Genomic DNA, 13,232 nt, shown 5'->3' with positions numbered 1-13,232 from the left:
AGTTAAGTTTCTGTTATTAAACTTATCTAGCGGTATTTGAATGAAAAAGACTGTACTTGCTGCAGCGCTGACAAGCGCGCTGTTCTTATCTGGTTGCGGAGAGAAAGCATCGAACGCGCCCAAATCTCAAGCTCCACTCGTTGTTGCCGAACAGGTGATGGCGACATCTCACCAACAAAGCAAATCTTACATTGGTCGTGTTGAAGCGGTTGAAGATACCAATATCATTGCGCAAATAACGGGGTATTTAAAAGATCGTCACTTCGAAGAAGGTCAGATGGTACAAGCGGGTCAGCTACTGTACACCATCGAGCCTTCGTCATTTGAAGCTCAGCTTGCCGCGGCAAAAGCAACCTTGGCACAAGCCAATGCGACACTGAAAAAAACGCAACTCGATTTCAACCGTGGTAAAAACCTCTTACCCAAAGGCAGTATCTCGCAGTCAGAGTTTGATAGTTTGACCGCCGCTCTACTTGGTGCAGAAGCTCAAGTTGAGTCGGCGAAAGCTCAGCTTAATCTTGCACAAGTAAACCTTTCTTACACCGAAATTCGAGCGCCGTTTGCTGGACGAATTAGTGCCAGCCAAGTGAGTACTGGTGATTTGGTGTCACCGCAGTCCGGAATTCTAACTACATTGGTTAGCCTTGACCCAGTTCATACCAGTTTTAGCATTAGCGAACGTGAGCGTTTGGAGCTTGGGATGGATAGATATAAAGGCGACGGTAGTGATGAAAGCGAAGCGGCTGAAGTCCAAGTCATTTTAGAAAATGGCAAGCCTTTTGAGCATTTAGGCGCACTTGATTATCTCGGTAACCGTATAGATCTGAATACCGGTACGATAGCGATGCGTGCGATTGTGCCAAACCCAGATTACCGCCTCTTACCCGGTCAGCATATTCGTGTGGAATTACGTGAAAAAGCACCAACGGATGTGGTGGTTGTTCCGCGCCGAGCAGTACAGACGGACTTAGAGGGTCACTTCGTTATGCTGATTGCTGATGGTGATGTGGCAGAAAGACGTAATGTTGAGCTAGGGCGACAATTGGAGCAGGGCATCGTTATCCGTTCTGGCGTTACTGAGGGCGACAGAGTTATTACGCAAGGTCTACAACGTATTCGCAACGGCGTTCCAGTGCGTGTTGAATCTAAAGCATCAGCTGAATAGAGGGAGAGACAATGCTCAGTCGTTTCTTTATCCAGCGCCCTAAGTTTGCGCTGGTTATTTCGATAATTTTAACTCTAGCCGGTGCGATTTCACTCGCGATCCTGCCAGTAGCGGAATACCCAAAAATTAGCCCGCCTTCGGTCAGTGTTAACGCTTACTATACGGGGGCGAGTGCCGAAGTTGTTGAACAGGCGATAGCCGACCCCTTAGAGGCAGCGGTTAATGGTGTTGAAGATATGATCTACATGTCTTCAAAGAGTGCTAATGATGGTTCTTACAGCCTAAATGTGACTTTTGATGTTGGTACTGACCCAGATATGGCTCAGGTTAACGTGCAAAACCGTGTGTCACAGATTGAGTCAAAGCTTCCCCAAGAAGTACGCATGGTCGGCATCACGGTGAAAAAGCGTTCGCCGGACTTGCTGATGGTTTTGAACTTCTATTCCCCTGACGGCAAGTACGATGATCAGTTTTTAATTAACTACATCAACCTCAACGTTAAAGATCAACTTGCCCGAGTTAAAGGCATCAGTGAAGTTAATGTCATTGGTGGCGGTGAATACGCAATGCGTGTTTGGCTCGACCCCGAGAAAATGGCGAACTTAAAACTCACGACCAGTGATGTTTATGCCGCGTTAGCGGAACAAAACGTGCAGGTTGCAGCAGGTCGAGTGGGTGCTGCTCCATATAATGATGTACAAGAAGTACAATTTAACTTGGTGACCAAAGGTCGACTTGAATCTGTTGGTGAGTTTGAAAACGTTGTTTTGCGCGCGCAAAGCGACGGCTCTACAGTTTACCTTAAAGACGTAGCCCGAGTTGAACTGGGTAAGAAATTTTATGATGGTAGCGGTCTATTCCGTGGTCAAGATGCTTCAATCGTGGCACTGTCGCTGCAGTCTGATGCAAACGCGTTAGAGAGTGGGCAAGCGGTGATGGACTTGCTGGAAAAGCTTAGCGTCAATTTCCCTGAAGGCATGACCTATGAGACCAGCTATGACACCACGGTTTTTGTTGCAGAGTCGATTAAAGGGGTAGTGAAAACCCTCGTTGAAGCCATTTTACTGGTAATTGCCGTAACCTATCTGTTTTTAGGCAGTGCTCGAGCAACATTGATCCCAGTGGTTGCGATACCGGTTTCTCTGATCGGTACTTTTGCGGTTATGCAAATGACCGGCTTTACTATCAATACAGTGACGCTGTTTGGTTTGATTCTGGCGATTGGTATTGTCGTAGACGATGCGATTCTTGTTATCGAAAACGTTGACACCACCATGGCAAAAGACCCGACCATTTCACCGCGCAAAGCGACGTTAATGGCGATGAAAGAGGTGACAGGACCAATCATTACCTCGACCCTCGTGTTACTCGCCGTATTCCTGCCTGTTGCGATGTTGCCGGGTATTACCGGCATTATGTATCGTCAGTTTGCGTTGACCATTTGTATTGCAGTAGTGATCTCGTCAATCAATGCCTTAACGCTTTCACCTGCGTTATGTTCATTGGTGCTAAAACAAGGTGGCGGAAATACAGCACGTTGGTTCCAAGCTTTTAACCGTGGTCTGGATCGCGTAACTCATCGTTACGGTCAAATTGCCGGATTTTTAGTTAAAAAGACACTGCTGCTGGTTGGTTTCTTTGTCGTTGCAGTTGCAGCAGTCAGTCTGTTTGCTAAAACCACATCAACCGCGTTTGTTCCGCAAGAAGACAAGGGCATTTTGCTGGTTAACGTTCAGTTGCCTGATTCAGCTTCACTTTCGCGCACCGAAGCGGTCACGGAAGAGTTGATTGCTATGGTTGAACAAGAGCCAGGAGTTGATGGTGTAACGGTTGCCAACGGCTTTGCCTTTATGACAGGAGCCGCAGCATCAAATGGTGCGTCATTGTTTATCAAGTTGCACGATTGGGATACGCGAAATGCGCTTGATGGCGAGCATTCTGCCAATGCTATTGCGCAACGAATTAATGGTCGCGCCGCAATGCAGCTTCCTCAAGCGGTTGTATTTGCCATGGGACCGCCAGCTGTACCGGGTATGGGCGCAGCTTCTGGTTTTGAGTTTGTTCTCGAAGATGCGCTGGGTCGTAGCCGAACTGATTTGGCTATGGTAATGAACCAAGTGATCGAAGAAGCAATTAAACAGCCAGAAATTGGTTTCGCTTTCTCAACCTTCCGCGCCAATGTTCCGCACTATTACGTCGACATTGATCGAGAAAAAGCGCAGCAGCTAGGTATTCCATTATCCAGCATCTTCCAAACGCTACAAGGCAATTTGGGCTCGCTCTATGTCAACGACTTCACCATGTTTGGTAAGAATTTCCGTGTGACGATGCAAGCAGATGCTGAGCACCGCAGTGGGATGGATGATTTAGAACGTTTCCATCTGCGATCTTCATCAGGGGAGATGGTACCGCTAAGTACCTTGGTTACTTATGAGCAGATCTTTGAACCTGACGTAGCATGGCGTTACAACATGTATCGCAGCGCGGTAATTCAAGGTCAACCTGCTCCTGGCTATTCAAGTGGTGACGCAATTGCTGCAATGGAAAGAGTTGCAGCAGAGATTTTACCACAAGGCTATCAGTATGAGTGGACAGGTATGGCGTATCAAGAAGTCTTAGCCGGCAACCAAGCCATCTATGCCTTTGCCCTTGCGCTGATTTTTATCTACTTGTTTATGGTTGCTCAGTATGAAAGCTGGAGTATTCCTCTTGCGATTATTCTTGTAGTTCCAATTGCCACTTTGGGTTCGTTTTTGGCGCTTAATCTAACCGGGACACCACTTAACCTCTATGCACAAATAGGTTTGGTGCTCTTAATCGCGCTCGCAGCGAAAAACGCGATACTGATTGTAGAGTTTGCCAAAGTTGAACGTGAAGAGAAGGATATTGCGATTGATGAAGCTGCGGTACATGGCGGTAAGTTGCGCTTTAGAGCGGTCAATATGACATCGTGGTCTTTTATTTTAGGTATATTCCCGTTGATTTTTGCTTCGGGTGCCGGACATATCAGTCAAAACTCATTGGGGATCTCCCTAATTGGTGGTCTGCTATGTGTGCTTCTAGCCGGTACCTTTTTGATACCTGGCTTCTACGCTATGGTTCAACGTCAACGAGAAAAAGTTCATGGTGGAAATACCAAGCTGGTTGATTTAGACGACGAGTAATTTCAACCTGTTTGACTAAAGCCGACACTAAGTGTCGGCTTTTTGCTTTTCTGTATTCGATATTCATCATTTCTAAGCTCTCTGTTTAAATCGCTTTTGTCGAGTACGCCGCATTTTGGCGTAAATGCTCTAAAGGCAAGATTGGGAATAAAGAAATAAATTGAGTTTAGTTAAACCTATGTGCAGCCAAGCGTGATGAGGATAGTCAGTTTCACAAGTGAGACAATAGGCTGAAATTACGCCACATTTTGAAACATCTAGTTGTTGTGTAAATGTTAATTTACCTGCCGCGCGAAATTATAATCGGCGTGAGTGAAGAGATTATCTCATTGAGAAACAAGAATGCATTCCCTTACTTTTGAGGAAAGCATCATTATATTTACATAACAAAAAGTCAGTGATTCAATGAAAAATATAAATACAAAACTAACTGGTGAAGTGCCTGTCCCAAAGGGTACTGAACTGGTTTCAACGACAGACACCAAAGGCGTTATTACGTATGCCAATGAGGCATTTTGTCAGATTGCAGGATTTAGTTTAGAGGAGCTCGTAGGTCAGCATCATAATATTGTCCGGCATCCTGATATGCCCAAGGCTGCATTTGCCGACCTTTGGGGGCATTTAAAACAAGGGGAGGTTTGGCGAGGAGCGGTTAAAAACCGTACCAAACAGGGAGGATATTACTGGGTAGATGCTTTTGTCAGCCCGATATATGAGTCGGGTACACTGGTTGGGTATCAATCTGTGAGAGTTAAGCTTGAAGACAAATATCAGCAAAAAGCGCAGAGCCTTTACCAAAAGCTCAATCAATCAAAACCGCACAAAGTCGCTTATCGCAGTAACCATATACTCAAAATAGCACTTGCCTTGCTCGCCAGTTTTGGCGTTAGCTTCATTGGTTATTTCTATCTGCCATTACTCTCATTGGTGATTCCGTTTATCTTTTTGGCGATTTTCTATCGGGATGTTGTCACTATTCCAAACAGACAAGCTCGGTTAGCAAACCAATATGATAGCGTGTCGCGCCTAGTGTTTTGTGACGATCCTTCTAGCAGCGAACAGTACCATCTGAAAATCGAACAGGGGCGGGTAAGAACAATCTTAGGTCGGGTGGTCGATAGTAGTCAGAGCTTACTCGATAATGTTGTGCAACTTAATCAGTCGTCAAATGAATCAAAAAGCAACATTTCACAGGTGTCCAAAGAGCTTGTTTCGATCAATACCGCGATGGAAGAGATGGCAACAACCATAACGGATGTCGCACAAAACAGTGTTATAGCGTCAGAGCGGCTCTCACAGGCGAACGCTGCCTGTGATGGTGCGATTACATCGGTCGAGTTAACTCGAGATAAAGTGGAAATGATGACAGGGGAGATCTGTCAGTCGTCAAAGATCGCGACGGGTCTATTAGAAGAGTCCCATCAAGTCAGTTCTGTGATGAGTGAAATACAAGGGATTGCTGAGCAAACCAATTTGCTGGCGTTGAATGCAGCCATTGAAGCGGCGCGAGCAGGCGAGCAAGGAAGAGGTTTTGCGGTTGTCGCAGATGAAGTGAGGGCGCTGAGCAATCGGACTCATCAAGCGACAGAGCAGATCCAAGCATCAATTCAAAGCATTCAAAAATCACTAGCAAACTTAGCTCAAACCATGCAGCAAAATCAGCACTCTAGTCAGGATTGTGTAGCAGATACTTTGGCAACCCAGGAAAAAATTGATCAGTTATCCAAAATTCTGTTCGATATATCTGAGCTGTCAATGCAAACCTCAACGTCAGCAGAAGAGCAAAGTTTGGTTTCAAAAGAGATTAAGAACAATATCTTAGCGGTAAGCAAAGCATCCGAATCCAATTTGTCTCAATCTCAGAAGGTGTCTGAACTTGCCACGATGCTAGAAGAGTCTTCAGATAAGCTATCCTCTTTGACCAAGTCGTTTGGACATTAATTTATATCGGAAACGTAAGCAGCCTGTGACTAAAGGCTGCTTAAGCCGCTAGTTTTGTCTGATAGTTTGGTAGTCATCAACCAAGTTATTGAACCAGTGTTGTATCGATCACCGTCATGAAGAATTTACTGTCCGTCGCAAAAATATGTCTATGCATATGCAGTTTTACACTGTAAAAGGTACAGGTTGGTTTGAGTGTAACCACACTCTTCCTCGAGCAGATCGACTTATTATCGAGAGCGTCAATGGATGCAAGGCAAGAGAGCTACCAGTATCAGTAGGATAAATACACCGTGAGGAATCCATAGCTTGTCGTAAACTAAGAGTAAAGAGTCTGGAGCTCACACTATTTGTTCAGTACACTGTCAGTCAATTTTGATAACCAAAGTAATGTAAGCATATGGAATTGAAATCTTTTCTACAGCAGTTGCAGTCATCGCCAAACACCATCGCTTTTAGTGATACGATTGCAGCGATTGAAGCTAATTATACTTTTACTCCGACTGCATTTAGTAACGGCACCACGCGCAACCCGGCAGGGGAGAACAACGGCTCTTGTAAGATCTTTGCTTTCGCTAAACTACACAACCTTTCTGAAGAACACACACTTTCAATGTTTGGTGACTTTTATCGCAAAGATGTTTTGGGCAATCCAGATGGTGACGATCACCAAAACATTCGCAACTTTATTGCCCACGGGTGGAACGGCATTAAGTTTGAAGGACAAGCGTTAGCATAAGGAAAAAGGAGCCAATGGCTCCTTTTTTAGTACGAGTGTCTTTGCTGTGAACTGCTATATCGCGAGAGGCAGTTCACTCGAGTCATCGTGACACTTGTTGACTCTCACCAAGCCATAAGCAGCAATCAGTGACATCACCAGCATAAAGATCCCCAACGGTAATTGGTTTGGTGCCGGAACCATTGATGCCAATAAGGTAGCAAAGCCGGCAACTAAGTTCTGCATACCGCCCAATACCGCTCCGCCAGTTCCTGCATGGTTTGGAATTGGTGTGATTGCACCTGTCGTTGCTGAAGGGTAAACAATGCCGGTACCCAAGAAATACATGGCTGCGCCGCCAACAAGTGCCAGTGCCGATGTTGTGCCTATTAAACCTGGGATCAAGATGATCACCGAGCCGCTAATGATGGCGACAAGTCCAAAATTCAAAATACCATTTGTCGTATAGCGTGAAGCCAACACGCTTGAAATAGCCGAACCGACAAGATAGCCCGGTATTGGCAAAATAAATAAAATACTTACCGTGGTAGCAGGCAGTTGCAGTACGCCACCAAGTAATACACCTGCAGCGGCTTCGAAAATTGCCAAACCAGAGAAGGTCGCCACCAAACAAATTAGATAACCTTGGAATCGTTTGTTTGATAGCACGAATTTATAGCTTTCACTCACTTTCTCACAGCGGCGGTTTTCTTTTGGCAGCGTCTCTTTAAAGCTAGTCATCATGGTGATCACGACGGCTAAGCCAAATAGGGCAAGAAACAGATAGCTTGAACGCCAACCAAAGTTTTCGGCAAGCACACCGCCTAGAACAGGTGCCAATAGCGGTGAGAACACGATACTCATACTGATGTAGCTGTTGACCTTGTGCAGCTCGACACCAGAATAGCAATCACGACCTAGTGTACGCGACATGGCGCCGCCGCAGCCAATGCCTAGACCTTGAATAAAGCTGCCTGCTAAAAAGAGTCCGTAGTTCTGAGCAAACAGGGCGAGTAATGTGCCCGCAACGTAAAGAACAAGACCAAATACGATAATTGGCTTGCGACCTAGTCGATCTGACAGCGGACCATAGACAAACTGAGATAATCCATAAGGGATCAAGTAACAAGCCATAACAGCTTGCAAGCTGCCAGGACTAACGGCGAATTCGATGGCCATTTGTCCAATAGACGGCACATACATTGTTTGCGTCATTTGTCCAACTGCAGCCAAAATCGCAATAGTAAATGTAAGTTTAATCAGCTTTGAGTAAGCAGACATATAAAACACCTAGAAAAAGGACGAACGAACCCCTACTAAGGAATACCTCAGCTAATTAAAAATTTAATGGGGATATAATACTGTTTAGTATAGTAGTGAGTTCGTTACTTCTAGGCAATGAAATTAGTCTCTATCTAGCAAGACAAATTTCTATATTTCGCATTAGAAAAACTTATTGAAATTTTATTCAATCGGCAGGGAAGATAGACACTTTCGGCAAAGACATACACCGCTTCTTGCCGTCGAAGAAAGGTCGCGCTTTTCAATATCAAAGCACCAACAGCGCTCTTTTCCTGCACTTATCTCGCAAAAGCTGTTTTCACCACAGTTAGGGCAAGTATGAGTAGAGTCAATTGCCCTGATCTGATTAATCTTGCTGATTTGCTCGGTTTCAGGAAGGTAACGCCAGCCAGTGATCTCTTCCATTGTTCGTAGACAACCAGAACAGATGCCGTGGTTATTTTTGCACACTGCGATACATGGTGATTTCACAGTAACTCCATATTCGGTAGGAAATAGATGATAAGAGATAGGCACTCCTGCGATGAATGTCACCGCAGGGAGTCTCTTGAGTAGGGCGTTAGTCGGACTTGGTAATGCTGCCTAATTCCAAAACAGGCGCAACGTCGATGTCTTCAGCATTCATCATCGCAGAGAGTCTCTGTACTGATGAGAGTAACAAAGTTTGTTCCCAATCATCTAACTGCTGAAACTTATTAATGAAGCTCTGTTGTAGAGGAAGCGGTGCTGACTCGAGGCGTTCTTTGCCTTGTTCAGTTAAGACAGCATGAACTTTGCGTTTGTCCGTTTCGCTGCGTTTACGCTCTATAAGACCACTGCGTTGCAAGCGATCAAGGATGATCGTTGCCGTCGCTTGGCTCATGTTGGTGTGATTTGACAGCTGTTTGATAGTGACTTCACCTAATTCGCGGATCGAACGCATCAAGATCAACTGCGGTGCCGTTAGACCCGATTCTTTGCTGAGCTTTTTTGAGTGCAGATCGATTGCGCGGATGATTTGTCTCAACGATATCAGTACTTCTTCGTGCTTTTCCAAGATAAACCCTTAAAACGTAGCCACTTTTTTTTTCAAGAACATACCCCAAATTCTTGATGAATAGAAGTGTAAATAAGCAATTTTTACAGATGCTATATTAATTAGAGTACAAATGGAAATAGCTTCTTTGTTTACAAGGGTTCGAGACGCCTTTTACGCAATCTAGGTGAATAAATTGGTGTAAACAGCAAGATGTGGTGAATAAGGTTGCACAAATTGGCATTTATCACTACAAAGCGTACAATGTTTAGTAATTGTTGAAAGTGCGGAATATTACATTAAATCATTTATAGTTCTAAATGATATGCATAAAAGAAGTAAAAAAATAGAGAGATTCTATGACTAAAGGAATTGATAAATACAGTATTGATAGTACTGACTACACCATAGGTCAGGATAACGTGCAGAAATGGGGGTTTGATGTTCATAACCCAGTATTCGGCATCAGTGCTGGATTCATTGCGCTGTTCTTAGTTGGCGCGTTGGTGCTTGATGCGCACACCGCCAAATCGTTTTTAGACGGCATTAAATGGCAAATCATTGGTAATTTTGACTGGCTGTTTATATGGTCCGGAAACCTATTCGTCGTGTTCTGCCTAGTATTGGTTGTCAGCCCCCTTGGAAAAATTCGTTTGGGCGGGGAAGGAGCGAAAGCCGACTACTCCTTCATTTCTTGGCTGTCGATGTTGTTTGCTGCAGGCATGGGTATTGGTTTGATGTTCTGGAGTGTGGCAGAGCCTGTTGCCTACTACACCGGATGGTATGAAACCCCCTTAGGTGTAGAAGCTAAAACACCAGAAGCTGCGCGATTAGCGATGGGCGCTACCATGTATCACTGGGGGCTGCACCCTTGGGCGATTTACGGTGTTGTAGCTTTGTCTTTGGCATTTTTTGCCTACAACAAGGGACTACCACTCTCCATTCGTTCCATCTTTTATCCGCTTTTAGGTGATCGCGCTTGGGGTTGGGCTGGGCATATTGTCGATATCCTAGCGGTACTTGCGACGCTGTTTGGTCTGGCAACCTCTCTTGGTTTGGGGGCTCAGCAAGCCGCAAGTGGTATCCATCATGTGTTTGGTTTGGATGCAGGTTTGGGGCTGCAAATTGTGGTGATTACCGTGGTGACCCTGCTAGCCGTTGTTTCGGTTATTCGAGGCATCGACGGTGGCGTTAAGGTCATCAGTAACATCAATATGATTGTCGCATTTTTACTGTTGATTCTGGTCGCACTGATCGGCTGGGCTGTCGCTTTGGGCAATATTCCGACCACTCTGATGGCATACCTTGAAAACCTTATACCTCTGAGTAATCCACATGGTCGAACAGATGAAGCGTGGTTTCAAGGCTGGACGGTATTCTACTGGGCATGGTGGATTTCATGGTCACCATTTGTAGGGATGTTTATCGCTCGCGTCTCTAAAGGTCGAACTGTACGCGAATTTATAACTGCAGTACTTATCGTTCCGACGTCTGTGACACTCATTTGGATGTCGGTGTTTGGCGGTCTTGCCATTGACCAAGTAGTGAATAATGTAGGTCAACTAGGTAGTAAAGGGCTGACGGATGTTTCCCTGGCGATGTTTGAGATGTTTGATGTACTGCCGATGGGGAACATTCTTTCGATTATCGCTGTTGTATTAGTTTTGGTGTTCTTTATCACCTCATCGGATTCAGGCTCTTTGGTGATCGACAGCATTACCGCTGGTGGTAAGGTTGATGCGCCAGTACTGCAACGAGTATTTTGGGCATTTATGGAAGGTGCTATTGCGGTTGCTCTGCTTTGGATTGGCGGAACAGAAGCGATTCAAGCCTTGCAAGCTGGCGCAATATCAACTGCGCTTCCATTTACCATAGTGTTGCTGCTGATGTGTGTCAGTCTGATCATGGGGATGCGTACAGAGCAACAAAGCCGTTAATTAACAAGATAACGGTCTAAAAAGAGAGCTTAATCAAGCTCTCTTTTTTATTTGCTTTAGTTTGAAGATGCGCTAGAAACCACTGCTGGCGTGGTAGCGGAACTTGAGGAAGTTCTGAGAGTTACTTAAAACTAGAAAGGCATCTTTAAGATTGCGTCGTTCAAATTCAGATAAGTTCTCAGGCTCGATATTGTTGTCCGGTTCCGTTTCTGTTTCGACATCGAAAGCTTGATGCCTAATGCGCACCATGGAAATAAACTCTAACGCATCACGCAGAGCATGCGCTTTCCCTTTCGGTAAAATTCCTGCGTCGTGAATATCATCCAAGCGTTCAAACGAATTTTGCGCTCGAGAGCCCACAGCGAGAGCATGGACGCGAATCAAATCGGCAAGCGGAGCGGTGCCGCGTCGTTTAAGATTGATCGAGTTTTTGTGCTGACCATCTTTTTCAACCACAAAATCCTTAAAAAAGCCCAGTGGTGGTGTACGGTTAAGCGCATTACGCGCCAAGCAGGCGAGAAAGCGATTGTTCTTACGTGCGCGCCGTACAATGAATCCGTTTAGTTGTTCTGCCCATTTTAGTCGCCCATAAACGCCATCTAAGTCGAAGAAGATTGATGCATTAAGCAGGGCTTTTGGGTTGGGGTTATCAATCCAGTCGGCAAAGCACTCTTCCCATTCTATTCGCGTCATACGCCAATCAGGGTTGGTCGCCATAATATCACCGGTACAATAGCTATAACCGCAACGAGCAAGACCGTCACACACCAAGGTAGCAAGCTGTTTAAAATAGTCGCCGTGCTCATCTACCTGATAGCTGTTGTCGAGAATAATCGCGTTGTCTTGATCAGTAACGAGCAGTTGCTCGTCTCTTCCCATAGAGCCCAACGCGAGAAAACAGTAGGGAATGGGCGCCGGTCCTAAGTTCTCTTCTGCTAACTCGATAATGCGCTGTTTAAAGCTTCTACCAATAACTGACATCGCACTACCAACCATATGAGAGTTAGCGTCTTCATTAACTAGCCTCACAAAGCAGTCTTTAACTTGCTCAGAGAGTAGTGCTAAGTCATCAATCGTTTGTTGCTGGAAAATACTGCTCACCAACAGTAAAGAATTTTGTGATTCGTAACGAACAATCTCGGTGGTTTCAATCACACCAATAGGGCGACCATCTTTGAGTACAGGTAAGTGGTGCACGTTATAGCGCAGCATAGTCAGCATGGCTTCATACACATAGGCGTTGTGATCAAGGGATATGACTTCGTGTGTCATAACTTCGGTAACGGGGTGATTGGGATCTAAGCCTGTGGCTAACACGCGCGTGCAGAGATCTCTGTCTGTGATGATGCCAACGAGGTTTGGGTTTTCATCTTCTTCGCTTGATTCGAGTTCGTTGTCGATAACTAAGAGTGAAGACACATTGTCTTGCGCCATTTTCATCGCTGCATTTTGAATCGTGTCGGTTGCGTTGATAAAAGGGGCTTCGCCGCTAAGCAAAGTGCGCACTTTGGAGGTGGTTAGATCGTTTTCTTCATGTGTCGCTGAGACGGCCTGTCTTAAGCGAGTGTTATGTTCAACCTCGACAAAGTCAGCAAATACTTCTTGCTCTTCATAGAGTTCAAGAAAAATTTTTTCTGGAATGCAGTAGAGTAAGGTGTCGCGAACTGAGCGAGCAGGGAAGCGTACCTTGTTATGAGTTAATAAGCCCATTTGCCCAAATAAGGCACCTGCGTCGAGGCGATTATAGAGTTCACCATTGCGGCGATAGATCTCTACAACACCACTACGCACCATATACAAGTCATGGATTTGCTCACCAAAATTAATGATATCGGTGCTTTCACGATAATAGGCGACTTCAACACTAGTAGCGATTCGATTTAGAACGTTTTCTTCTAGTTCATCAAAGGGTGGGTGTTGAGCTAAGAAAGACTTAATTTCAAGTTGTTCTGCTTCCATGTTGCCCCCTTTTCAAGTTTCGATTCTTAAA

General features: G+C 45.2%; 9 protein-coding genes. 5 read left to right on the top strand and 4 right to left on the bottom strand.

Annotation, left to right across the window (positions count from 1 at the left end; genetic code table 11):
• Positions 1–40: 40 nt before the first annotated feature.
• From DPF93_RS03295 to DPF93_RS03280, 4 genes are all read left to right on the top strand, one after another.
• Positions 41–1,165 (top strand): efflux RND transporter periplasmic adaptor subunit, encoded by a 1,125-nt coding sequence (locus DPF93_RS03295; protein WP_114764792.1) that lies wholly within the window; start codon positions 41–43, stop codon positions 1,163–1,165.
• Positions 1,166–1,176: 11 nt separating this feature from the next.
• Positions 1,177–4,329, top strand: a complete 3,153-nt coding sequence (locus DPF93_RS03290; protein WP_114764791.1) for an efflux RND transporter permease subunit — start codon at positions 1,177–1,179, stop codon at positions 4,327–4,329.
• 405 nt (positions 4,330–4,734) lie between these two features.
• On the top strand, positions 4,735–6,270 hold the full coding sequence (locus DPF93_RS03285) for a methyl-accepting chemotaxis protein (RefSeq protein ID WP_114764790.1): 1,536 nt from the start codon (positions 4,735–4,737) through the stop codon (positions 6,268–6,270).
• Positions 6,271–6,670: 400 nt separating this feature from the next.
• On the top strand, positions 6,671–7,009 hold the full coding sequence (locus tag DPF93_RS03280; protein ID WP_114764789.1) for a HopJ type III effector protein: 339 nt from the start codon (positions 6,671–6,673) through the stop codon (positions 7,007–7,009).
• 54 nt (positions 7,010–7,063) lie between these two features.
• Here DPF93_RS03280 and emrD read toward each other — a convergent pair whose 3' ends face one another.
• The 3 genes from emrD to DPF93_RS03265 form a co-directional block, all read right to left on the bottom strand.
• The gene (gene emrD / locus DPF93_RS03275) at positions 7,064–8,269 is read right to left on the bottom strand and encodes a multidrug efflux MFS transporter EmrD (protein WP_114764788.1); all 1,206 of its coding nucleotides are present in this window, start codon (positions 8,267–8,269) and stop codon (positions 7,064–7,066) included.
• Between the two features lie 183 nt (positions 8,270–8,452).
• Entirely contained in the window at positions 8,453–8,761 is a 309-nt protein-coding gene (locus DPF93_RS03270) for a cysteine-rich CWC family protein (RefSeq protein WP_114764787.1), read from the bottom strand.
• An 88-nt stretch (positions 8,762–8,849) separates the two neighbouring features.
• Positions 8,850–9,326 (bottom strand): MarR family winged helix-turn-helix transcriptional regulator, encoded by a 477-nt coding sequence (locus tag DPF93_RS03265; protein WP_114764786.1) that lies wholly within the window; start codon positions 9,324–9,326, stop codon positions 8,850–8,852.
• A gap of 338 nt (positions 9,327–9,664) precedes the next feature.
• On the opposite strand from DPF93_RS03265, the gene DPF93_RS03260 reads away from it, so the two are divergent.
• Positions 9,665–11,242, top strand: a complete 1,578-nt coding sequence (locus DPF93_RS03260; RefSeq protein WP_114764785.1) for a BCCT family transporter — start codon at positions 9,665–9,667, stop codon at positions 11,240–11,242.
• A 72-nt stretch (positions 11,243–11,314) separates the two neighbouring features.
• On the opposite strand, the gene DPF93_RS03255 is transcribed toward DPF93_RS03260, so the two are convergent.
• A complete protein-coding gene (locus DPF93_RS03255; protein WP_114764784.1) occupies positions 11,315–13,201 on the bottom strand; it encodes a putative nucleotidyltransferase substrate binding domain-containing protein in 1,887 nt (628 codons plus the stop codon).
• Positions 13,202–13,232: the final 31 nt, after the last annotated feature.

It is taken from the genome of Vibrio rhodolitus (assembly GCF_003350325.1).
GTDB classification, from domain to species: Bacteria; Pseudomonadota; Gammaproteobacteria; order Enterobacterales; family Vibrionaceae; genus Vibrio; species Vibrio rhodolitus.
This window is presented reverse-complemented; position numbering and strand designations above follow the sequence as displayed.